This window comes from Streptomyces sp. NPDC091377 (genome assembly GCF_044757045.1).
GTDB lineage: Bacteria > Actinomycetota > Actinomycetes > Streptomycetales > Streptomycetaceae > Streptomyces.
On sequence record NZ_JBIVUE010000009.1, the window covers coordinates 38,121 to 60,985 of the forward strand.

Below are 22,865 nucleotides of genomic sequence, written 5' to 3' on the forward strand. Positions count from 1 at the left end.
TAAGAGTAAAGCAGCGCATGGGGTTCGCGATCTCCGCGGGTACCCACGACGCCGTGGAGTCATGCGCTGGGACGCCTCACCCCAGCGCAGCCTCCAGGACATCGACCACCGTCTCTACGCCACGAGGGGATCCTCACTCGGCCTGTGCGGGTGCGGACCGGGTCGGGCTGTGTACCAGGTGTTCGCCCAGGACGAGGAAGTCCAGGCCCAGTGCGCGGAAGGCCCGTACGGCGTCGCCCGCCGTGTCCACGATGGGCTCGCCGCGCCCGTTGAACGAGGTGTTCACCAGGACGGGCGGAAGCCCCCGTGCGGCGAACTCGGTCAGGAGGGACTCGGCGACCGGGGCCTGTCCCGGCGGCAGCACCTGCGGACGGGTGGTGCCGTCCACGTGGGCCGAGGCCGGCATGACCTCCTGCGCATGCGCGGAGATGACCGTGTTGCCCACCATGTACAGCTCCCGCCGGCCCTGGTCCGGCCACAGTCGGCGCGCGTACTCGGGCAGAGTCACGGGCGCCAGGGGCCGCCACATCTCACGGCCCTTGATGCGGTTGATCGTGTCGCGCACGGACGTGGAGTGCGGCATCGCCATGATCGAGCGATGGCACAGCGCCCGCGGACCGACCTCGGAGCGCCCTTCCGCGACGGCGCCGATGGAGCCCGCCGTCAGCAGGTCGGCCGTCTTCGAGGGGTCGAAGTCGGTCACCAGGAAGCCGTCCTCGCGCAGCTCGTCAAGCTCCCGGCCGGGCACGATGGCCCGTCCCAGATACGGTGAGTCCAGCAGTTTCCCGGGCGCCGGCGGCGACTCCGACCAGGCCGCGCCCAACGCCACCCCGGAGTCGTGCGGGAACGGCGGCACGTACAGCGGCTCCGGCAGCCGGCCGTTCGCGACGCAGTTGAGCGCGACCCCGCCCGAGATGCAGACCTCCGGCACCCCGGTCAGCGAGACGGTCTCGGCGTGCAGGTGCCGGATCGTCTCCTCGACCGTGCGCTGCACGCTCGCGGCGATCTGGACGGCGACAGGGTCGGTGTGGAGCTGATCCCCTTCGTGCGTCACCGTGCCGAAGCGTGCGGCCAGATGCTTGCGCCACGCCTCGGTGACCTCCGGGTAGGTGCTCTCCGGGACCAGTCCGAACGGGGTGTGCAGATTGCCCGTCTCGTCCCCGACCACGTCGCCGAACGGCAGCAGCGCGCTCGCCTCCGCCATGCCGTACGGGGCCAGCCCCATGGTCTTGCCTGCGTCCAGGTAGCCGAAGCCGAGCAGCCGGGTGGCCGCCTCGTACATGGAGCCGAGCGAGTAGCCGCGCGGCCACCGGCGCTTCAGCTTCAGCCCGCCCGCGTCGGCACTGTAGATGGAGATGGACTCCTGCTCGCCCGCGCCGTCGGTGACGAGTACACCGGCCTGCTTGAATCCCGAGGCGTAGAAGGCCGAGTAGGCGTGCGCCAGGTGATGTTCGACGAACGACAGCTCGGGCGCGTCGGGATGGCCGACGGCCTCGGGACCGAACAGCGAACGGTAGAGCTGTTCCTTGTCGTTCTCTCCCCAGACACCCCACTTCGGCAGATCCCAGCCGATGGCTACGACGTCCAAGTCCCGCCAATCGATACAGGCGGTGCTCAGACAGAAGCGGGCGGCGTTGCGCGGATAGCTGTCCCACGCGTGCTTGACCCGGGTGAAGCGTTCTTCCTCCGCGAGCGCCCAGACCTTTCCTTCACCGTCGACCAGGGCCGCGGCAGTGTCGTGCAGCTTCCAGTTGATTCCTAGCACCCACACCGGCGTACGCCCCCATCATGGTTACGGTCCTGTTGGTCGAGTCGAGTCGGCCGCGCGGAACTGAACAGCGGAAGATCGGCCTGTGATGCGGCCTTGGCGGATCAGGATCGGGCACACCGTATGAAGCGGCCGAAGTCGTCCACAACCCCTATCCGGCCCCTTGCTGCCCCTTGCTGCCCCTTCCCTCCCCGCCGAGCCCCCTGTTCTGCTTCCTCGGCCTCCACAACCCTCATGCCGCTCACTAACATCACCAGGCGTGACACAGTCGATGTTCAGCCGTGAGATCAGTTCCGAGGGCCGCTTCCTGCGCCAGGGGAATCGCTTCACCCACCGTGTCACCGCGGACGGGTCGAGCGGATTCCCGGTGGAGCCCGGGCGCTACCATCTGATCGCCTCGCCGGCCTGCCCATGGTCGCACCGGGTGATCATCACTCGTCGGCTTCTCGGACTTGAGGACGCCATCGGCCTGTCCGTGGTGGACCCGGTCTGGGGCGAGGACGGCTGGGTGTTCGCGACCCCCGATGGACGCGACCCGGCGACCGGGCTGACCGGTGTCGCCGAGGCATACCGCGCGAACGATCCCCGGCACGGCGGCCGGTCGACGCTCCCTCTTCTCTACGACGCCAAGTCCCAGCGGATCGTCAGCAACGACTTCCGGCGGATACCGCTCGACCTGGCGACCGAGTGGACCGAGTTCCACGCCGCGGACGCGCCCCAGCTCTACCCGCGTGAGCTGCGGGCCGAGGTGGACTCTCTCAGCGAGCTGATCTACAACGACCTCGCGGACGGCGTGTACCGGTGCGGTCTGGCCACGACCGAGGACGCGTACCAGGACGCCTACGAGCAGTTGTTCAACCGTTTGGACTGGTTGCAGATGGTCGCGTCCGTGCGACGCTACCTGCTGGAGCCGGACCGCATCACCGACGTGGACATTCAACTGTTCGTGGTGCTTGTCCGCTTCGATGCCGTCTACCACGACCTGTTCAGATGCGATCGGCAGCGACTCACCGACTTCCCCCTGCTCTGGGCGTACGCGCGCGACCTGTTCCAGCTCCCCCACTTCGGGGACACCGTGGATTTCGCCGAGATCCAGCGCCACTACCACCACACCTACCAGTGGCTCAGTTCCACGGGAACGGTCCCGGCGGAACCCGACCGGGACGAGTGGCTGACAGCACACGGGCGTGAGGACATGCCCCAGATGCCGCAGTAGCGCCCTGACAGCAAGGACTTCTCGACCTTTGCTGCGGGATGGCCGGGCCGACCGCGCATCCGTCGACGTGACCGAGTCATGGCCAGGACCTGTGGACGAGTGCGTCACCGGGACTCGTCGTCATGCCGATGCGACCGAGGCCGGACCGGACCGGCTACCTCGCGGTCAGTGCGGTGACCAGTTCGTCCAGTCCGTTGAACCGCCGGTCGAAGGCATCGGCGCCCGTCGGTGGATCCCCGACCGGTCGGTGGACGTAGGCGGTCCGCATGCCCTTCGCCTGCGCTCCGCGGAGGTCCCAGGCGTGGGCGGCGACCATGAGCACGCGCTCGGGTGGACATCCGGCGATGTCGATGGCGAGTTGGTAGACCTCCGGCGCCGGCTTGTAGGCGAGGACGGCTTCGCTGGACAGGGCTTGGTGCCAGCGCAGCCCGGCATGCGCGTTGAGTCGCAGAAGGGCGGTGCGGCCGGCGTTGGAGAGCCCCACCACGGGGAGCCGCTGTGCGAGTCGTTCGAGACTGGCGACGGTGTCACCCCAGGGCGGCAGGCGCTGACCCGCTGTGGCCAGCCGGGCGATGGTCGCCGGATCGGCGAGTCCGGCGTGGTCGGCCACCCGTTGAGCCGCCTCTCTGTCGATGACCTCGGTGTTGGCGTACGCGCGGTGCCCTTGTGCGATGCGTTGCTGCTCAAGCTCCACATGCCGCTGCCACACGGTGAGCAGCTCTTCGGCCCACGCGTCGTCGGCCGCGGGCACGGCCTCGTGAAGTGCCGCTCGAAGCCCGCCGGGTTCATCGACCAGCGTTCCGAGGACGTCGAAGACGACAACGTCGACGTCGTGGATCTCGGCCATGCGTTCTCCTGTTCGTGCGGATGTCACCGGCTCAGCAGGTGACGACCTCGGCCCGGTCCCGGAGCGGGTCGACCTCCGGCAGCCGGCGTTCAACCACCGTACGCTCGCCGGGGTGTTCGGCCGGCTGCCGGGGGGACGGCCTCCCGGCAGGCCGCGCGACGTGGACACGTGGGAGGCCATGCTCCGGCGATGGAAGGTCAGGAGTCAGACACCCTCCGTTCCCACGAGGCTCAGTTCCATCGGCAGACCGGAACGACTGTTGACCCTGAGCTTGCGGTAGACCCTGGTGAGATGCTGCTCCACCGTGCTCACCGTGATGAAGAGCGTTCGGCTGATCTCGCGGTTGCTCCGACCCTGGGCCGCCAGGATAGCGACCTTGCGCTCGGCTTCACTGAGCAAGGCGATCCCGGGATGTTCCTTTCTGTCGGTGAGAACATCGTTCTGCTCCTCACCGTGGTTCTGCAGCCTCCAGTAGAGGGGCTCGGCACCGCAGATCTTGGCCAGCTGCTTCGCTTGCTGCGCCTTGAGCCGCGATTCGGCGAATCGGCCGGACTCAAGCTCGGCGTCACTCGTGTCGGCGAGCGCCAGGGCCAGCTCCAGCCGGTCGCCGGAATCCTGTAGTGCCTGCACCGCGTCGCTCAGCATCACAGCACGGTCGGGAAGGTCCACCGTCGCGGCCAGAATCCGCAGGGCGCGACCGTGCTCCCGCTTGTCGTCGATGCCGGTCAGCGTCAGGTGCTTCTCCAGGACGGCCTTGGCATTGCCCGGGTCGTTGAGACGCAACCACACCTCGGCCAGGTCGCCACGCCACGAGACGACGTGCGGGAGGTCGAGATCGCCGCTTGCGAGAAACCGACCGCATGTCTGAAGATCGGCCAGCGCCGCGTACGACCGGTTGTCCCCGATGTAGAAGCGACCACGCGCATGCAGGAAGTGCAGCCAGAACAGGTTCTGAGGCACTACCGGCGGCGCCTGCCTGATGATCGTCCGCGCTTCGCCCAGGTCGCCGATGGCAGTGGCGGCGTGGACGAGGCAGGAGAGCGGCAGTCCCAGGACCGCACCCCAGTTGTGCCGCGGCATCGCGGTCAGGGCGGCACGGGATTGCAGCTCGGCGTCGAACAGATCACCCCTGCGCACCGCCAACAGCCCCTGGACAGCGGCGAGAACCGCGACCCAGGCTGCGGCTTGGTGGGATTCGGCTTCCGTCCTGAGTGTTTCGCACCAGCGCTGGGCGTCGTCCAGCCTGTTGTCGTAGACCAGAGCGAGCAGCGCACACAGCACGACGGGCGGCAGAGCGTCGGCGATCCTGCAGCATTGCAAGACCTGTTCGGCGCTTTTGACGAGGTCGCTCCACGAGCGGCAGCCGCCTGCCTCCTCGGCTCCGTGCGCGGGATTGATTCCCTCGGTACGGCCTGTTCCCGTGAGGGGCGACACCCAGTGGAGCCATTGGCGTGCGAGCGTCAGCTCGGCAGTGCCGGCCACATGGAACTCGTACTGCTCCGGGTCGACGTGTTCGAGCACCGTGGCAGCGTTGTCAGCCCGGCCCTGCCAAGCGAGGAACGTACTGAGCAGAACGGTGTTGCGATCGTCCAGGCTCCCGTCCTCAAGGGCGGCGTTCAAGGGCACGAGCAGCGAGGCCACCGCTGACGGCTTCACCAACCACAGGACCCGTGCCAGCATCCCCGTGACCTCGGCGCGCTCCTGGGCGTCACTACAGGCTCGTCGGGCGACTTCGAGGAACTCGGCGGCGCGTGTCGGGTTTCCCTCTCCTACCGCTTGCCAGGCCGCGTCACGGAGCAGGTCGACGGACAACTGCTCTGGAACACCACCGGCGACCACGAGGCGTTCAGCGACCTTCGACGGCCCGGCACCGTCGACGTGCAGTTGCAAGGCGGCCCGCTCGTTCAGCGCCGCGAGTTCCCGCTCGCCGAGCCCGCTCAGCGCAGCCGCCCGGGAGGCCGGGTGACGGAACCATCCGGCACGCAGCAGCCCAGCCTCCGTCAGGGCGCTCAACGCCTCCACGACGGCCCGTTGTTCGAGCCCGAGGAGCCGCGCCAGCACGGAGGCCGGTGTCGGACCGCCGAGGACAGCCAAGCCCCGTGCCACAGCGCGCAGTTGAGGTTCCCAGCGGTGCAGGCAGACCTCGACCGCAACCTTGAAGTGGGTGCCCACGGCACTCTCGTCTGCCCCGGAAGCCGCGTCGACCCCGTCGGGAACCGGTTGGACGGCTTCGGAATCGGGCTCACCGAGCCGGCGGAAATGGTCCTGGAACAACGCTTGCAGGAGCAATGGATTGCCCCCGGTTGCCGCCAGGAAGGAAGGAGCGAGCTGCTCCACGTCCACCCCGTCCGGATTCTGCTGCCGCATCCATTCGGTCACGTTGCCGAGGGAAAGCGGCTCCAGATTCAGGAGGTAGAAGTACGGCTGCTTTATGCATTCCGCCAATGCGAGCGGCGGATGAGCACTGGAGGTCCGCCACTCGGCAAATACTGCGGCGACCGGATACGACACAAGTCGACGCAGCAGCATGAAGAGCGCTTGAATGCTGTCTGGATCGGCATACTGAATGTCGTCCACGGTCAGAACCATAGGACGGCCGCCCGCGACTTCGAGGAGAATCTCGATCAGCTCGTCCACGGTGCCGGCACTGGAGAGGGAGTTCTGGAAGTCGACGTCCCGCGCGGCGAGGATGCGCTCAAGCTGCGCCTCCCGCTCGGTGCTCAGCGTGAAGGAGCGGAACATCTGTCCCAGCAACCCCAGTGGATGATCTTTCTCGGAGCGGGCTCCTGATGCATTCACCACCAGTGCGTCGAAGTTCTTTGCGCATTCCGATAATTTCGCCAGGAGCGTTGTTTTCCCTGCGCCGCCCGGCCCTGTGACGAGAGCAACCTTCCGGCCTGAAAGGATGCAATCCTCCAGCATTCTATTCAGGCTTTGAAGTTTGGCGCACTGCTCAACCTCGATCTCCATTTGAACCCCCGTTCGCATCACCTGAGCCACACGAAACTGGCCCAATTTTTACTGTAACTTGACGCCGAGCGGGCGGTCAAGAACGCCTCCCTCTATGCCCATACGGTCGTTGTCGTACCGTTCCGGCATCAACAAGACTTGAGCCATTGAGAGGGTGGGGTTATGGCACGCCCTTCCCAGTGCCCGCTTGAGCTGCGCAAACGATCTTCCGGCATGGTCGCCGGGGCGCGGCGGGAGGCTACATCGAGCGTGTGCGACGGAGCTGACACGTCGAGGCTCGGGATCCGTACGCCGGAGGCATTGCGGAAGCGGGTGCGGCAGGCGAGGTCGACGCAACCCCGGTCAACCCTCAACATGCCCCCGAAAAGCACAAGATCCCGCCCAATCGACTCAATCGGACGGGATCCGGGGGAACCGAACCCGAGGGAACTCAAGAGCGGTCCCGGAACATCCCCCTACTCGGCGATCTTCGTGCGGCCGACCCATCGGAAACGTACCGGCTCCTCGTTCGACCCGATATCGCTCTGCTGCGGGGCGTCGACGGGTTCGAAGTGCTCGTAGCCATTGCCGTAGCGGATCTTGAGCTTGCGCTCGGTGATGATCACTTCCTTCAGTCCGGTCAACTCGACCGCCCCGGTCAGTGCCTCGGGTCCGCCTTCGAGGTGGACCGAGTCCATCGCATCGATGGAGGGATCACGGGCGACTCTGCGCATGGTTCTCCTTTCCTCTCCCATGATTCTTCTTCGGTGCGAACCGGTAGGGCACCCTCAGACTCCCCCTACACTCGGCGTACTTGCCAGGGTGACGCGCCCGCCGCCGGTAGGGGGTGGCCCCTGTGCGGACCGCGGCGCTCCCGTCTCGCCCTGCCGTCTCACGCCCCCGGGCGGTGGGCCGTCAGAGGGGCGAGCGGGCCCCCATGACGACCCCGCGGCTGCCTCCCAAGGCGTTCACGACATTCCTGCCGACCGGGGTGCCGGACCGGGTGAACGGCCCGGTGCAGGACGTGGCCCCGCAGTGACCGGTGACCCCGAGTTCGGGGGCGCCGTCCCCGGTGAGGTCGCCCACCGCCAGTCCGGCGGCCGTCTGACCTGGTGTGTCTTGCTGGAAAGAATGCCCCGTCCGACCGTCGACGCTGGCCTGGGTGGGTCGGCACCTGGATGCCGGCGAACGGATCGTCAAAGCCGAGGCGTTGCGCGGCGGCATCACCGCCGAGATGCGGCGGCTGGTCATCGGCACACCGGACGGAGGCACCCGTGACCTGGTGCTGCGGAGCTACGTCGACCCGTCTCACATGGAGAACGCCGAGGACGGGCTGAGGGGGGAGGCCGCAGCTCTGACCTTGCTCGCGGGGACCGGCGTGCCGACTCCTTCACTGGTCGCGGTTGATCCGACCGCCGCGCAGTGCGCGTATCCGTCGCTCCTGATGACCCATCTGGCGGGCCGGACGGTCCTTGACGACAAGGGAGTGGAGGCGCGTGTGCGCCTGCTGGCACGTCAACTTGTGGCGATCCACACGGTGTGCCCCGCTGAGCGGCCCCGGGAATATACGACGTTGACGACCGCCGACACCGTCGTGGTTCCCAAGGGCGCCGACGCGGCCGTATGGGCCGCGGCTGTCGAAGTGATCCGCAGACCCACGCCACCCTATGAAGGGCGCTTCCTGCACCGGGAGCCCCCCTTTGCGCTCCCCTGGCGGGCGCCGCCCCCGGTCCCGTGCTCGGATCAAGCGCTCAGTCGATCGCGCACGGCAGATGGGCGATGCTGCTGATGATGCCGACCTGGCGGCGCACGGGGGGCTCGGTCGCGTGGATGCCGGGGAGGCTGCTGTACAGCTCGTGGAGCATGGTGGTGATCTCCCGGCGTGCCAGTTGTGCGCCGAGGCAGTAGTGGGGGCCCGGTCCGCCGTAGCCGAGGTGGGGATGGGGTGGGCGGGTGATGTCGAAGCGGTGGGGGTTCTCGAACACCGTCTCGTCCTTGTTCCCGGAGGCGTAGCAGAGGATGATCCGGTCCCCGGGGTGGAAGGTGTGGGAGCCGAGTGTGTGCTCCTGTGTGACATTGCGGCGGATCCACGCCACCGGGCTGCAATGGCGGACGATCTCCTCCGCGGCGGGGGCCAGCCATCGCTCGAAGTCCGCGCGCAGCAACTCCCTCTGGTCCGGGTCCTCGGTGAAGAACACCAGGGCGTTGGAGAGGGATTCACGGACCGTTTCGACGCCGGCGGAGACCAGTGTCATGAAGAAGGATCCGATCTCGCTGTGCGTGAGGTACTCGCCGTCGCTGTTGGCGAGGCCCAGGGCGGTGATGAGATCGTCGGCGGGGTGATCGCGACGGTGGTGCACGAGGTCCTCGATGAGCTGGAGGCACTCGGTCAGCTTGGCCGAGAACGTGTCAAGGGGGACAGTGCAGTTGGGGTCGGTCATCGCCATGCCCAGTTCCGCGACCTCGACGGCGATCGCCCGGTCCGACGGCGGAACGCCCATCATGGCGCAGATGACGTCCGGGGGCATCGCCGCGGCCACGTGGGTGGCGAAGTCGCACGCCCCGCGCTCGGCCAGATCGGCGGTCACCCTTCGGGCGATGTCCCGGATGTCCTGTTCGAGCGTGCGCAGCATACGCGGCGTGAAGGAGCGGGCGACGATCCGCCGCAGTCGGGTGTGACGGGGGTCGTCCAGGTTGAGCATGGACCCCTGGTCGCCGGGAGGGGCCGCTTCCTCCAGGCGGTAGACGGTCGGTTCGGAGCTGAAGGCATCGGGGTTACGGGTGACTTCCGCGATGTCCTCGTACCGGGTCACCGCCCAGTAGCCGGTACTCGCGGGCCACCCGGGTGCGACCGCGTAGGGGAAGAAGACCAGATCCGCTTCGGCTCGTAACCGGGCGAAGACCTGGTCGCGCTCGGCCGGGGGGCGTTCCCAGAAGGCCGGCGTCAGGACGTTCTCGTCGTCCGGCATCCGGCGGATGTCCGCATGCGCTGGATGCGGTGATCGGTTCATGCGAGTCCTCCAAGAGTGCGCCGGAAGGTTGTTCACCGAAGGGGGGTTCATCGAAAAGTGGTTCATCGAGAAGTGGTTGATCGAGAAGTGGTTGATCGGGAAGTGGTTCATCAGGAAGTGGTTCATCGGGAAGGCCGGCCATCCGGGGAAGTGGTGCGTCACCCTCGCGCCGCGGGCGTTCGACGACCGCGCCCGGAGGGCAGCCGCAGCAAGGCGGGCGTCCGCCGTCGCCCGTGCCACCTGGGTGTCATGGGCGACAGCGGACAGATCGCGCTCTTGTGCGGCTCTCGCGTCGCGGCAGGGGCCGGCCGCTGCCGGTCTACGACGCGGGGGGCGCCACCTCGGCGACGACGTAGTACTCCTTGATCGCGCTGATGAGGTCACCCTTCGCGAACTCCACCGTGGAGATTCCCTTGAGCGTGACACGGCTCCCCCGGGGCACTTCCGGGGAGAGGCCGGGCAGGGGATCGCCGAACGTCGCGGTGATGACCCACGGCACGGCCGCCATCTCGCTGGTGATGGCGGAGGCGAAGGTCGTCATCTCGAAGTCGGGGAAGGTGCGCAGCCATCCCCGGTAGTAGTCGAGGAAGGCTTCCTTGCCCTCAAGGACCGTGCCGGAGGCGACGTCCTCGTACTGGAGGTCGTCGGCGATCAGCTTTCCGTATGCCTCCACGTCGCGGGTCTTGGTGGTCTCCACCCCCCGCTCGATGAAGTCCGTCCGGCCCTCCACTGTGTCCGTCGGATCCATGATGCTGCTCTCCTTTCACTGTGGTGGTGCGTCGGCGGAGGAGGTCTGTCGCTCCTCCGAGGTCTCTGTGGCCGCGCGTCACGCCGTGAGGCGCGACCGGGCAGGTGTGCGCGGTGTCCCGTCCGTGGTGCGGGTGAACTCCTCGACCGCGGCGAGGAACTGCTCGGGGTGGGTGCGGTGGATGTCGTGGTCGGCGTCGGCGATCTGTGTCATGCGTCCGTCCGGCCGGAGGTGGTGGCGGGCCTGCCGCCAGGCGGCGGTGTCCAGTTCGCTGCGGACGGCGGGGTCGGAACGCAGCAGGAGTACGGGGACGGGGACGGCCGCGAGGAGCGGGAGGAGATCGCCCTGGTCCGCGCCGTCGGCGATGAGGCCGCGGACGGCGGTGGGGGTGGTGTGGTGCAGCCCGTGGGTGAGGGTGTGGACGTAGCCCTCGGAGCGTCGGGGGCCGGCGGTCCGGATGATGTGCCGGAGGCGGTCCTCGGGGCCGCCGGCCAGTTCCGCGGCGGCTTCGGCGAAGGCGGCCATGGCGGGCGAGGCCATCGTCGGCGGGGGTTCTTCCAGGACGAGCGCGGACAGGTGCGGGACGGGCCCGCGGGTGCGGCGGCCGGTGGCCAGGACGAGGGCGATGGCGGCTCCCCAGGAGTGACCGACGAGCAGGGGGCGTTCGAGGCCCAGGTCGGTGATGAGGTCCGTGACATCGTCGGCCGCCCGCCACAGGTGGTACATGCCGCGCGCCGGTTTGGTGCTCAGGCCGTGTCCGCGCAGATCGAGGGCGTAGACGGTGCGGGTCCTGGCGAGCGCGGGGGCGATGTGCCGCCAGGTCTCCGTGCTGGCGGTGCCGCCGTGGAGCAGGAGGGCCGGGGGCCGATCGGTGTCCGGGCCGGCCCAGTGCTGGTAGTGGAAACGCCCGGCGGGGAGCCTGGTGAATCCGTGGTGGGTGTCGGGCATGGTCTCTCCCCTCGTTGTCTCTCTTGGTGGGCGGTGGGGGTGCGGGTGTCCTACTCGCTGGGGTGCGGGTGTCCTACTCGCAGGGGGTGCGGGTGTCCTACTCGCAGGGGGTGCGGGTGTCCTACTCGGCGATCTTGGTGCTGTAGATCCACCGGTAGACCGGCCGGGTCGAGGTGCGGGTGGTCGTTTCGTCGAGTTCGTAGTGCTCGTAGCCGTTGCGCCAGGGGATGGTCATCCGGGTCAGGTCCCGGCGGACCGGGGGGACGGGGTTGCGGGCGAGTTCGGGTGGTCCGCCGATGAGCCGGTAGCGGCGGTGGTCGGTCATGACGACTCCGTGTGGGGGATCGGGCCGGCCCAGGGCGCTTCGGGGTAGGTCTCGATCTGCGCGGCCAGGGCGGCCATGGTGGGCGAGGTCCAGATGACGGTGCGGGGGATGTCGATGGTCAGGCTGTGTTCGAGGCGGGTCCGCAGTTCGAGGGCCATCAGGGAGTCCAGGCCGAGGGAGGCAAGGTTGTCGTCGGGGCTGACGTTCTCGGCGCTGATGCGCAGGATGGTGGCGACGTTGTCGGCGATGTGCCGCTCCAGCAGCCGCAGCCGGCTGTTCTGGTCGTCGGCCTGGCGCAGCTGGACCAGGATCTCCTGTTCGGCCGCGGTGTTCGTGGCCTGCTGAACGTCGGTCATGTCGGCGAAGAAGGTGGTCTCCATCGAGGTGAGGTAGTTCTGCAGCCAGCGGGAGATGTCCCGGGGCGCGTAGCCGGTGCGGGGCCTTGCGTGCCGCAGGATCGACTCCAGGGCGTGGATGCCCTCGGCCGGGTCGATCATGGAGTAGCCGCGCTGTTCCAGGGCGGCGCCCCTGCCGAACCGGGCCCACAGTCCCCAGTTGACGCTGGTGGCCTTGAGGCCCTGGGCGCGGCGCCAGGCGCAGAATTCGTCGAGCGCCGCGTTGGCGGCGGCGTAGGAGCCCTGGCCCGGTGACCCGTACAGGGAGGCGATGGAGGAGAACCCGGTCCACCAGTCCACCGCGTGGTCGCGGGTGGCTTCGTGCAGCCGCCAGGCGCCGAGCACCTTGGGGCGCCACACCCTGTCGAGGATCCGGGGGTCGAATTCCGCGACGGTGACGTCCTCGACGACGGCCGCCGCGTGTGCCACGCCGCGCAGGGGGTGGCCCTCGGCGGTGGCCTCGGCGACCATGCGTTCCGCTGTGCCGGGGTCGGCGATGTCGCCGAGCACGGTGACGATCCGGGTACCGCTCTCGCGCAGTTCGTCCAGGAGTTCCCGGGTGTCCTCGGAGGGTTCCGAGCGGCTGCACAGCACGATGGAGGCGGCGCCGTGACCGACGAGCCAGCGGGTGAGGAGCAGACCGAGTCCGCCGAGGCCGCCGGTGATGACGTAGCTGCCGTCGGTGCGTACGACGGGTACGTCGGCGGGCGGTCGCACGGCGGTGACGGTGCCGTGGGCCGGCCAGGTGAGGGCGAGTCGGCCGATGTGTTCGGCGTTGGCCATGGTCCGGAAGACCTCGGTGGCCCGTTCCACGGGGTGGGCGGTGTGCGGCGGGGCGTCGATCTCGCCCGTGTCGAGGGCCGCGGAGATCTCCCGCAGCAGCCGGGCGACCAGGGTGGGGTGGAGGTCGGCGAGGAGCGCGAAGTCGACGCTGTGGAAGGAGATGTTGCGGCGGAAGGGGTAGAGGCCGACGCGGGTGTCCGCGTAGATGTCCCGCTTGCCGATCTCGATGAAGTGTCCTTCGGGTGCCACCAGGTCCAGGCCGGTCCTCAGGGCCCGGCCGGTCAGGGAGTTGAGCACGACGTCGACGCCGCGCCCGTCGGTGGCCTCGCGGACCTGTTGGGCGAATGCGAGCGAGCGGGAGTCCATGACGGTGGTGACACCGAGTTCGCGTAGGTACTGGCGCTTCTTCTCGGTGCCGGCGGTCGCCAGGATCGTGGCTCCGCGGGCCTGGGCGATGCGGAGGGCGCTGAGGCCGACGCCGCCGGTCGCGGAATGGATCAGCACGGTCTGTCCGGGTTGCAGATCCGCCAGGTGGCACAGGGAGTACCAGGCGGTGACGTAGGCGGCGGGCATCCCGGCGGCGGCCTCCAGGCTCATCGTGTCGGGTATCGGCAGCAGCCAGTCGGCCCTGGTGGTGGCGTAGGAGCCGAGGCCGCCACCGCCGCCGACCATGCTCGCCACCCGGCGGCCCAGCCATGCGCTGTCCACGCCCTCGCCGAGCGCGGTGACGGTGCCCGCGCAGTCGATGCCGATGCCGTACTCGGTGGGGTAGAGCCCCATGGCCACGAGTACGTCGAGGAAGTTCAGTCCGCTCGCCGCGATCCGGATCTCCACTTCGCCGGGGCCGGGTGTGCGGCGCGGTCGCTCGACCAGTTCGAAGGAGTCGAGGTCGCCGGGGTGGCGCAGGTGGAGTGCGTATCCGTCGTCCGGGGCGTGGCACGGTACGGTGTGCCGCTCGTCGTCCCTCATCGGGGCGAGGCCGAGGCGGGCCCGGTAGCGGGTTCCGGCCCGCCAGGCGAGTTCGTCGTCGCCGCGGGATCCGGCCAGCAGGTCGGCGGCGAGGTCGGCGGCGCCGGTGTCGTCGTCGAGGTCGATGACGGTGGGGCAGAGTTCGCTGTGCTCGTACGACAGCACGCGCATCAGGCCCTGGACTCCGGTCTGGGCCGGATTCACGTGGTCGCCGGGGAGGGCCTCCTGTGCGCCGCGGGTGACGGCCCACAGCCGGGGGCGGGCGGACCCGGTCTCCCGGGCGAGGTTCTTGACCAGCAGGGCCAGGCGCCGGACGCGGTCGTGGGCGCGGTGGAGGCCGGCCGCGTCCGGTACGGTGCCGGTGTCGTCGCCGGCCATGACGACCACGCCGACGAGGTCCGGATCGGCCATGTGCCCGGTGGTCGCGGTGTCGATGCTCTCCGCGTCGGTGGGGACGGGGGCGACGGTGCAGTCGCCGCCGCTGATCCGCAGCAGGTCGGCGAGTTGTTCGGTGAGGGGGTCCGCGGCGTCCTCGGTGAGCAGCAGCCACCGGCCTCGCGCGGGGGTCTCGGGCGGCTCGGCGGGCAGGGGCTGCGGCTGCCAGTGCACGCGCAGCAAACGGTCGTCGAACCGCTGGTCGGCGCTGATCTCGCCGACCCTGCTGAAGACGACGCCGGACGCCTCGGCCAGGGTCCGGCCCTCGTCGTCCAGGAGCCAGAGGCGCCCCACGCACCGTTCCTGGTCGGCTGTGTCGACGCGGGCCAGGCAGTGGGTGCCCCGGGAGGTGTCCGCGTGTACCCGCACCGCACCGACGCGGGTGGGCAGTGACAGGGCCTCGCCCAGGTCCACGGTGTCCGCCCAGAGGGCGGCGAGGGTCTGCAGACAGCTGTCGAGCAGGGCCGGATGCCAGTTCAGTCCGTGGGCCCTGGTGAAGGCCGAGTCGTTGAGTTCGATACGGGCCAGGGCGCTCGGCTCGGCGCCTTCCGCCGCCAGCCGCAGAGCCGTCAGTCCGGCGAAGGCGTCGCCGTGTTCGATGCGGTGCTGTTCGCGCAGACCGGCGTAGAAGGCGGTGACGTCGGCGGTGCGCGGATGGGCGGAGGCGAGTGCGGTCGGGTCGTGGCGGGGCGGGGGGTCGTCGTCGGGCCGGTGGTGGAGGAGTGCGGTGGCGTAGGGGGTGCGGTTGCCCTCCGGGTCCAGGCCGGCCAGCTCCCAGCGGACCGCGCCCGTCTCGGTGGGGTCGGCCGTGGCGATCAGCTCGCTCTCGGTGGCCACCGGCAGCAGCCGCAGCAGCTCCACATCGGCGGCGCGTACCTCGGTGGGCTCGGCCTCCCATAGGTCGCGGGCGGCGGCGTACGCCATCTCGCAGAACGCCGCCCCGGGCAGGACCGGTACGTCCTCGACCCGGTGGTCGGCGAGCCAGGGCAGGGTCGCCACGGTGGGGCGCGGCTGCCACCAGTGCCGGTCGTCTCCCGGGTCGAGTCCGTGCACCGGGGCGCCCAGCAGGGGGTGACCGCTCCTTCCCTCGCTGCCGGGGCTGTGCACGACGGGCCGTTCCAGCAGGTACTGGCCGTGTTCCCACACGGTGGCCGGGACGTCGGCCAGGGCCCCGTCGCCGTGGAGGCGGCTCCAGTCGACCGGGCATCCCGCGCAGTGTGCCTCGGCCAAGTGCAGGGCGACCGTGTGCAGTTCGTCCCGCTCGCGCAGCAGGGTGGGCAGCACGAGGGGGTTGGTGGCGCCCGCCGCCTCCAGGTTCTGCTGCAGGGGGGTGGCCAGCAGGGGGTGGGGGGAGATCTCGACGAACATGCGGAATCCGTCCGCCGCCGCTGCCGCGACCGCGCCGGCGAACCGGACCGGCTGCCGCAGATTGGCTGTCCAGTACGCGGCGTCGCCGGTCACCTCGGTGCGGGGCGATTCGTGGACGGTGCTGTAGAAGGGGATCGTGGCCGGTCGGGGCTCCAGGTCGGCGAGGGCGGTGCGGATGTCGCCGAGGATGGCATCGATCTGCGGGGAGTGCGCGGCCACGTCGACGGCCACTCGTGCGGCGCTGACCCCTGCCGTCTCCCAGCGTGCCAGCAGCGCCTCGATCTGCTCCGTGTCTCCGGCGACGACGGTGGACGACGGTGAGGCGTCGACCGCCACACCCACCTCCGAGGCCGCCGCGCCCGCCGCGGTCAGCTCCGCCTCGGTTTCACCGGGGCCCAGTTGCACGGAGGCCATCGCGCCTCGTCCGGAGATACGGGCCATCAGCCGGGAGCGGCGGCACACCACCCGCGCGCCGTCCTCGGCGGTGAGCACCCCGGCGGCGACGGCTGCCGCGACCTCGCCGAGGGAGTGGCCGATGACCGCGGCGGGTTCCAGTCCGAGCCCGCGCCACATCGCGGCCAGCCCGACCTGTACCGCGTAGAGCACCGGCTGCACCTGTGCGATGCCGGTGACGACCTCGGGGGCGGCCAGTACCTCGGAGACCAGCAGTCCGGACTCCTTGAGGATGAGGGGTTCCAGTTCCTCGATCGCGCGGGTGAAGGCAGCGTCGTGCCCCCACAGTCCGCGGCCCATACGGGCCCACTGCGAGCCCTGGCCGGAAAACACCCACACCGCCCCTGGGCCCGCCTCGCGTGCGGCCTGCCCCGTCCGGACGCCGGGTGCCGGATCGCCGGCGGCGCAGGAGGCCAGGGCCGCGGTCAGTTCGGCGCGCGAGGTGGCGACCGCCGCCAGCCGGGCCGGGGCGTGCGAGCGGCGTACGGCCAGTGTGTGTCCGACGTCCGAGAGCGGGACCCGGGCTCCGTCGCCGTCCAGCCAGGACGCCAGCCGTCCGGCCGCGGTCCGCAGGGCCTCCTGGGATCCGGCGGACAGCGGCACCACGTACGGCCGGGATCCGTCGCCGGCCGTGGTTCCCGTCCGCTGCTCGGCGGGCTCGCCCGGGGGTACGTGAACGGGCGGGAGGTCCGCCGGGGTCGGTGGCTGCTCCACGATGACATGGGCGTTGGTGCCGCCCAGTCCGTACGCGGAGACGGCGGCCAGCCGGGTGTTCCCCTCCACCGGCCATCCGGTCGCCCGCGTCGGTACGAAGAGCCGCGTCCCGGCGGCCTCGATCTGGGGGTTCCACCCGGTGAAGTGCAAGGAGGCGGGCACCGTGCCGTGGCGGAGACTCACGATCGCCTTGAGCAGCGCCGCGACCCCGGACATCGGCTCCAGGTGCCCGATGTTCGACTTGATCGAGCCCAGCGCGCACCGTCCCCGGCCCTGTCCGTAGACGGCGGCCGTGGAGGCGAACTCCACCGGATCGCCGGCCGGGGTGCCGGGGCCGTGCCCCTCCACCATGCCCACATCGGCGGCGTCCACCCCGGCCTGCCGCAGGGCCTGCCGGAACACGTCCTCCTGGGCTCGCTGCGAGGGGGTCGTCAGCCGGGTCCCGCGGCCGTTCTGATTGACGGCCGACCCGCGCAGCACGGCGAGGATCCGGTCCCCGTCGGCCTCCGCGTCGGCGAGCCGTTTGAGGACGACGACCCCGCTTCCCTCACCCCGGACGAAGCCGTCGGCGTCCGCCGCGAAGGAGTGACAGTGCCCGGTCGGCGAGAGCATGCCCCAACCCACCTGGGTCAGCATGGTCTCGGGGGCACTGAGTATCTGGGACCCGCCGGCCAGCGCGAGATCGCACTCCCCGGTGCGCAGACTCTGACAGGCCAGGTGCAGCGCCACCAGGCCGGAGGAGCAGGCCGTGTCCACCGCCAGGGCGGGGCCCCGCAGGTCGAGGAGGAACGCGGTCCGTCCGGCCATGGTGCCGTGCGCGCCCGTCAGACCGTAGTAGGTGTTGATCTCGTCCACCGGGCGCAGCGCGCGCAGCACGTAGTCGACGCCGTACACACCGGCGAACAGGCCGGTCCTCGTCCCCCGCAGGTCCTGCACGGGGAACCCTGCGTTCTCACAGGCTTCCCACACCACTTCGAGGAAGAGCCGGTACTCGGGTGCGACCCAGGGGGCTTCCTCCGGACTTATCCCGAAGAACGAGGGGTCAAAATCAGCCAGTCCGCGGTCGAGGAAACAGCCCCACCGCATCCGCTCGGCCACATCAGGAGTCACTCCCGCCACGGCGTCGGGCCCCCACCGGTCCGGCGGGACCTCACCGACCGTGTCCCTCTCTTCGAGCAGTAATCGCCATAGCGAATCGAGCGAATCCACGCCGCCGGGAAGTCGGCAACCCGCGCCGACCACGGCCACGGGGGACGCCGTGAGGGAATCCGAACGAGCGGATTCGTGTTCCTTGACCAAATGCGACATGACTTCTCCCGGTATTTGACGTATGTGAGCGACGAGGGCGGTCCGAATACGATCCGGAGGCCGACCGCCCAGCGGGATGCGGCGGGGATCCATCGCGCTGAACGGCCCTATCCCTACATGAAACCGAAGCCCGGAACATCAATGCAAGAGGCGCATGGCGGCGCTATTGAGGCGCATATTTCTGGTACACCGCAGGAATTCAGTACGGCATTCATGCGCCCGAATCAGCATGGGGTTGCATTGACCGGAAGCGGAACCTCTCCTAGCGTCCAAAGAGAAAGATCGTATGCCGATCACAGCGAGGTGTTCATGGCTCTCGACCAAGCAACAGCACAATTTCTTGGAATGATGGCCCGGATCGGGGGAAGGGCCCTGGATGAATGTACTCCCGTAGCGGCCAGGCGCCAGAGCGTCCTTCTACGGAAAGAAATGCAGCAGCCCGCCGGCCCTCCGATGGCACAGACGCGGGACATGGAAGCGGGCCCTGCCGGGAGCCGTCTGCGGCTCAGGATCCTGATTCCGCACGAAGATCCGCGGGCCGTGATCGTCTATTTCCACGGCGGCGGCTGGATCATGGGTGAGCCGGCGGACGTCGAACCGCTGGGCCGGGCGCTGGCCAGGCGAAGCGGCTGTGCCGTGGTCCTGGCCGGCTACCGGCTCGCGCCCGAACACCCCCACCCCGCCGCGGTCGACGACTGCGTAGCGGCCCTGCGCTGGGCCGACGCCCACCGCACGGAGATCGCGGGAGGGCCGGTGCCGCTTGTCGTCGCGGGGGACAGCGCGGGCGGGAACCTCGCCGCCGTGGTGGCGCAGCGCGCCCGCGACGACGGCGGTCCGGCCCTCGCGCTGCAGATCCTGGTCTACCCGGCCATGGACTGCGATCCGGAGACCCCGTCCTACCGCGACCCGGAGAACCAGCTCCTGCTGAGCCGCGACCTGATGATCCGCTTCTGGGACTGCTACGTCCCCGACGCCTCAGTGCGCCGGACCCCGGCCGCTTCCCCCCTGCGTGCCGCGGACCTCTCCGGCCTGGCCCCCGCCGAGATCATCACCGCCGAGCACGACGTCCTCCGCGATGAGGGGGAGGCGTACGCCGAGCGGCTGCGCGAGGCCGGGGTTCCGGTGGGGCTGCGCCGCTTCGAAGGCCAGATGCACGGCTTCTTCACAATGATCGGACTGCTGCCGGGCAGTGAACGCGCGCTCGACCATGTGGTCGAGAGGATCCACGCCCGTCTGCCGGCCCGGTCCGCGCACACCGGTGAGGGAGAGAGCGCCGGTGAGGGGCGGGGCTCGGGTGAGGGACAGGGCTCGGGTGAGGGACAGGGCTCGGGTGAGGGACAGGGCTCGGGTGAGGGACAGGGTTCAGGTGAGGGGCGGGGCCCCGTCGATGTGCACGGGCCGGGCCCTCTGTACGGGCCGGACCCTCTCCACGAGCCTGACCGTCTGTACGGGCCGGGCCCGCTGCGCGAACCTGACCCTCGGTGTGGGCCGGCGGCCGTCCGCCCTGTCCCGGGAGGAGGTTCCGCCGATGTCCGGTGAGGATCGACTCAACCGCCCGGGGCCCGCGCGGGGTGCCGGTGCGTACGACGTCATCGTGGTCGGCGCGGGTCTGGCCGGGCTGTACGCGCTGCACCGGCTGCGCGGTCTGGGAGCACGCACCCTCGTCCTGGAGGCGGCCGACGGGGTGGGAGGCACCTGGTACTGGAACCGCTACCCGGGCGCCCGCTGCGACGTGGAGAGCGTGTTCTACTCCTACTCCTTCAGCCCCGAGCTGCAGCAGGAGTGGCAATGGACCGAGCGCTACGCCGGCCAGCCGGAGATCCTGCGCTACCTGGAGCATGTGGCCGACCGCTTCGATCTGCGCCGGGACATCCGCCTCAACACCCGGGTCACGGCGGCCCACTACGACGAGGCCGCTGGCGGCTGGCGGATCCGCACGCACGACGGAACGACGCTGACGGCCTCGTACTGCGTCATGGCCACCGGATGTCTCTCCCGCAGTCAATCGCCCGGTCTGGAGGGACTTGACGACTTCGGCGGCTCCGTCCACCGGACGGCACGCTGGCCGCACGAGGGCGTCGACTTCAGCGGCCGACGGGTCGCCGTCATCGGTACGGGCTCCTCCGCCATCCAGGCGATCCCGCTGATCGCCGACCAGGCCGCGCGGCTCACGGTGTTCCAGCGCACGCCGAACTTCTCGCTGCCCGCCCGCAACCGGCCGCTGGACCCGGCCGAGCTGACCCGGGTCAAGAAGCGCTATCCACACCTTCGCGAGCTGGCCCGGAACTCCGCGTTCGGTGTCCCTCAGGCCCCGGACACCCCCAGTGGCTCCGCCCTCGCCGCGAGCCCCGAGGAGCGTGCGGCGCGCTACGGGGCCGCGTGGGACGCGGGCAGCCTGTTCGGTTTCTCCGACACCTACAGCGACCTGATCACCGACGAATCGGCGAACGAGACGGCCGGGGACTACGTCCGGGCCCGTATCCGTGAGGCGATCCGCGACCCGGCCACCGCGGATCGGCTGACGCCGCGACACCATCCCTTCGGCACCAAGCGCCTGTGCCTGGACAGCGGCTACTACGACACCTTCAACCGTTCCCATGTCGCGCTGGTGGATCTGCGCTCCAGCCCGCTGGTCCGCGTCACCCGGAACAGCATCGTCACCACCGCGGACGAACACCGGGTGGACAGCATCGTCCTGGCGACCGGTTTCGACGCCATGACCGGTGCCCTGCTCGCCCTCGACATCCGCGGGCGCGCGGGCCGAACACTGCGGGCGGCCTGGGCCAACGGCCCCCGCACCTACCTGGGTCTGGCTGTCGCGGGGTTCCCGAACCTGTTCCTGATCACCGGGCCGGGCAGCCCCTCGGTGCTCAGCAACATGATCGTCTCCATCGAGCAGCACGTCGACTGGATCGCCGACGCCATCCAGTGGCTGTCCCGGCGCGCGGCTGTGTCCCTCGAGGCGGCCGACGAAGCGGAGACGGCCTGGACGGCCCACGTGGACGCGCTCAGCGCGGCGACCCTGCTGCCCCGCGCGGCGTCGTGGTGGACCGGTGCCAATGTCGCGGGGAAGCCCCGGGTCTTCATGCCCTACCCGGGCGGCTTGAAGAGCTACCGCGACACGTGCGATGCCGTCGCCGACGACGGCTACCGAGGCTTCATCGTCACCTGACGAAGGCCACGAAGGCCCGGCCCGGAAGACGGGACAGGGGCGGCGGTGGCGGGAGCGACCGTCACCGCCGACCGCCATCGGCGCCGCTACAGGGACGGGGACACCGGGCGGCCCGAGCACCAGGCCCGGCGCCAACGGCCCCACCGGCCCCACCGGCCCCAGCGGCCCCAGCGCGCCGGACGACAGGCCGCGAGCGGACGGCGACGCCGGATGTGACGAGCGGCAGAACGATTGATCCGACCGAACAGAATCCGACCGAACAGAAGAGGCGGGCGAGAACATGGCACGTATCCCCTACCCGGAAAGGCTGCCGGACGTCGTCAGCCGGCTTCCGGTTCCATTGAATGTCTTCAAGATGCTCTCCCACGCTCCCGATCTGGTCGGCCCGACCGCGGATCTCGGCCTCATACTTCTGACCGGGTCCTCCTTGTCACCGAGCACCCGTGAATTGGTCATCATGGCTGTGGCCACAGAAACGGAATGCGCGTACATGGCCGTACAGCACACACCGATCGCACTCGATGCCGGAGTCACGCGGACGCAACTCGACGCGATTTCCGCCGGGCACCATGGCGGTGAGTATTTCGACGAAGCGGAGATCTCCGCACTCACTGTCGCCAGCAGTCTCCTCCTTTCCAGGACGATTGAAATCGACGTTTTCGAGGCAGCACGCATCCGGTATCCGGAACGTCAGCTGACAGAATTAATCATGCTTGTCGGCTACTACGTGATGGTCGCCGGGCTGCTCAACGGGACCGCGGTCGACATCGACCCGTGGAAAGAGGTCGACGCACAGCCCAGCTCCGGCGACTGATGCTTCGGGCGTGGATTTCCGAATCTCCGCCGGAGAGCGGAACGGCGTGGATCAAGGCCCGCGACCACCCTCACCCCGGTGACTCGGTGTCACCGGTGGCGGGCCACCCGGAGAAGCACGGGTACGCGGTACGGGAGACGATGTTGGCCTGAAACAGCCACCACCGGTGGCGCTACCGGGCGCGTTCCCCGTGGCGACGTACGCCATGATCCGTGCCGCGGCCCGAGCCGACACCGTGGCCGGTGTCCACGCTGTGATCGATGTCAACACCATGCTTCTTCTCCAGGCGGGTGGATGTCCGTTCACTCCGCGACGAGCCGCCGGCAGCCGGCCCGATGCGCGAACCCGGCGGCGCCGGGCCGACAGCGCGCCCTCACGGCCATGACGGCCCGAGCGCTCGCTCCCCGTGTCGGCGCACCCCTGTGTACGGGGTGTCCCAGCGCACAGCCCGGCTGTCCGGGAAGCAGTGGCGCGTCGGCACGTACCTCTGTACTACTTGCCTCGGCTTCACCGGGAACACCCCCTGGGGAGAAGAAGCGTGTGCACGCGTTGAACGCTTGCGCGCTTGTGAACACCTTCGGCGGCGCTTCCCCCCACGATCCAGGGCCGGCGGTCGGCGCAGGTCCACAGATCCAAGGCGCG

13 protein-coding genes and 1 pseudogene are annotated in these 22,865 nt (G+C 69.7%); 5 read left to right on the forward strand and 9 right to left on the reverse strand.

Translation table 11 applies throughout. The features are described from left to right. Nucleotides 1-133 precede the first annotated feature (133 nt). On the reverse strand, nt 134-1,765 hold the full coding sequence (locus ACIQNG_RS20880; protein WP_401486781.1) for a carbamoyltransferase C-terminal domain-containing protein: 1,632 nt from the start codon (nt 1,763-1,765) through the stop codon (nt 134-136). 262 nt (nt 1,766-2,027) lie between these two features. Between ACIQNG_RS20880 and ACIQNG_RS20885 the strand changes: the two genes are divergently transcribed. After that, entirely contained in the window at nt 2,028-2,984 is a 957-nt protein-coding gene (locus tag ACIQNG_RS20885) for a glutathione S-transferase C-terminal domain-containing protein (RefSeq protein ID WP_401486783.1), read from the forward strand. 154 nt (nt 2,985-3,138) lie between these two features. Here the strand turns inward: ACIQNG_RS20885 and ACIQNG_RS20890 are convergent, their stop codons facing one another. From ACIQNG_RS20890 to ACIQNG_RS20900, 3 genes are all read right to left on the reverse strand, one after another. Beyond that, entirely contained in the window at nt 3,139-3,831 is a 693-nt protein-coding gene (locus ACIQNG_RS20890; protein WP_401486785.1) for a haloacid dehalogenase type II, read from the reverse strand. Between the two features lie 204 nt (nt 3,832-4,035). Continuing rightward, nucleotides 4,036-6,801: a LuxR C-terminal-related transcriptional regulator gene (locus tag ACIQNG_RS20895; RefSeq protein ID WP_401486786.1), complete on the reverse strand. Its 2,766-nt coding sequence runs from the start codon at nt 6,799-6,801 to the stop codon at nt 4,036-4,038. A 455-nt stretch (nt 6,802-7,256) separates the two neighbouring features. Further along, nucleotides 7,257-7,514, reverse strand: a complete 258-nt coding sequence (locus tag ACIQNG_RS20900) for a DUF5988 family protein (RefSeq protein WP_401486788.1) — start codon at nt 7,512-7,514, stop codon at nt 7,257-7,259. 428 nt (nt 7,515-7,942) lie between these two features. On the opposite strand from ACIQNG_RS20900, the pseudogene ACIQNG_RS20905 reads away from it, so the two are divergent. Next, a pseudogene (locus ACIQNG_RS20905) lies at nt 7,943-8,515 on the forward strand (phosphotransferase family protein); the annotation flags it as partial. Between the two features lie 16 nt (nt 8,516-8,531). Here the strand turns inward: ACIQNG_RS20905 and ACIQNG_RS20910 are convergent. The 5 genes from ACIQNG_RS20910 to ACIQNG_RS20930 form a co-directional block, all read right to left on the reverse strand. Beyond that, a complete protein-coding gene (locus tag ACIQNG_RS20910) occupies nt 8,532-9,791 on the reverse strand; it encodes a cytochrome P450 (protein ID WP_401486789.1) in 1,260 nt (419 codons plus the stop codon). Nucleotides 9,792-10,110: 319 nt separating this feature from the next. Next, the gene (locus tag ACIQNG_RS20915) at nt 10,111-10,539 is read right to left on the reverse strand and encodes a nuclear transport factor 2 family protein (RefSeq protein WP_401435057.1); all 429 of its coding nucleotides are present in this window, start codon (nt 10,537-10,539) and stop codon (nt 10,111-10,113) included. A 78-nt stretch (nt 10,540-10,617) separates the two neighbouring features. Continuing rightward, nucleotides 10,618-11,487 (reverse strand): alpha/beta fold hydrolase, encoded by an 870-nt coding sequence (locus tag ACIQNG_RS20920; protein WP_401486792.1) that lies wholly within the window; start codon nt 11,485-11,487, stop codon nt 10,618-10,620. 121 nt (nt 11,488-11,608) lie between these two features. Next, complete coding sequence (locus ACIQNG_RS20925; protein ID WP_401435053.1) at nt 11,609-11,812, reverse strand: DUF5988 family protein; 204 nt, start codon at nt 11,810-11,812, stop codon at nt 11,609-11,611. Further along, entirely contained in the window at nt 11,809-18,330 is a 6,522-nt protein-coding gene (locus ACIQNG_RS20930) for an SDR family NAD(P)-dependent oxidoreductase (protein WP_401486793.1), read from the reverse strand. Before ACIQNG_RS20930 ends, ACIQNG_RS20925 begins: the two co-directional genes overlap by 4 nt. Nucleotides 18,331-18,708: 378 nt before the next feature. Between ACIQNG_RS20930 and ACIQNG_RS20935 the strand changes: the two genes are divergently transcribed. The 3 genes from ACIQNG_RS20935 (at nt 18,709) to ACIQNG_RS20945 (ending at nt 22,223) form a co-directional block, all read left to right on the forward strand. After that, on the forward strand, nt 18,709-19,776 hold the full coding sequence (locus ACIQNG_RS20935; protein ID WP_401486795.1) for an alpha/beta hydrolase: 1,068 nt from the start codon (nt 18,709-18,711) through the stop codon (nt 19,774-19,776). After that, nucleotides 19,766-21,409 carry a flavin-containing monooxygenase gene (locus ACIQNG_RS20940; RefSeq protein WP_401486797.1) on the forward strand — a complete coding sequence of 548 codons (1,644 nt, stop codon included), beginning with the start codon at nt 19,766-19,768 and terminating at the stop codon, nt 21,407-21,409. The genes ACIQNG_RS20935 and ACIQNG_RS20940 overlap by 11 nt, the downstream gene beginning before the upstream one ends. Nucleotides 21,410-21,689: 280 nt before the next feature. Continuing rightward, nucleotides 21,690-22,223, forward strand: a complete 534-nt coding sequence (locus ACIQNG_RS20945) for a carboxymuconolactone decarboxylase family protein (protein WP_401486799.1) — start codon at nt 21,690-21,692, stop codon at nt 22,221-22,223. Nucleotides 22,224-22,865 lie beyond the last annotated feature (642 nt).

Excerpts from the sequence above, each read along its gene's own strand:
- ACIQNG_RS20890 (WP_401486785.1), bottom strand. The coding sequence starts at position 3,831 with ATGGCCGAGATCCACGACGTCGACGTTGTCGTCTTCGACGTCCTCGGA.
- ACIQNG_RS20895 (WP_401486786.1), bottom strand. The coding sequence starts at position 6,801 with ATGGAGATCGAGGTTGAGCAGTGCGCCAAACTTCAAAGCCTGAATAGA.
- ACIQNG_RS20900 (WP_401486788.1), bottom strand. The coding sequence starts at position 7,514 with ATGCGCAGAGTCGCCCGTGATCCCTCCATCGATGCGATGGACTCGGTC.
- ACIQNG_RS20910 (WP_401486789.1), bottom strand. The coding sequence starts at position 9,791 with ATGAACCGATCACCGCATCCAGCGCATGCGGACATCCGCCGGATGCCG.
- ACIQNG_RS20915 (WP_401435057.1), bottom strand. The coding sequence starts at position 10,539 with ATGGATCCGACGGACACAGTGGAGGGCCGGACGGACTTCATCGAGCGG.
- ACIQNG_RS20920 (WP_401486792.1), bottom strand. The coding sequence starts at position 11,487 with ATGCCCGACACCCACCACGGATTCACCAGGCTCCCCGCCGGGCGTTTC.
- ACIQNG_RS20925 (WP_401435053.1), bottom strand. The coding sequence starts at position 11,812 with ATGACCGACCACCGCCGCTACCGGCTCATCGGCGGACCACCCGAACTC.
- ACIQNG_RS20930 (WP_401486793.1), bottom strand. The coding sequence starts at position 18,330 with ATGGATCCCCGCCGCATCCCGCTGGGCGGTCGGCCTCCGGATCGTATT.
- ACIQNG_RS20935 (WP_401486795.1), top strand. The coding sequence starts at position 18,709 with ATGGAAGCGGGCCCTGCCGGGAGCCGTCTGCGGCTCAGGATCCTGATT.
- ACIQNG_RS20940 (WP_401486797.1), top strand. The coding sequence starts at position 19,766 with ATGTCCGGTGAGGATCGACTCAACCGCCCGGGGCCCGCGCGGGGTGCC.
- ACIQNG_RS20945 (WP_401486799.1), top strand. The coding sequence starts at position 21,690 with ATGGCACGTATCCCCTACCCGGAAAGGCTGCCGGACGTCGTCAGCCGG.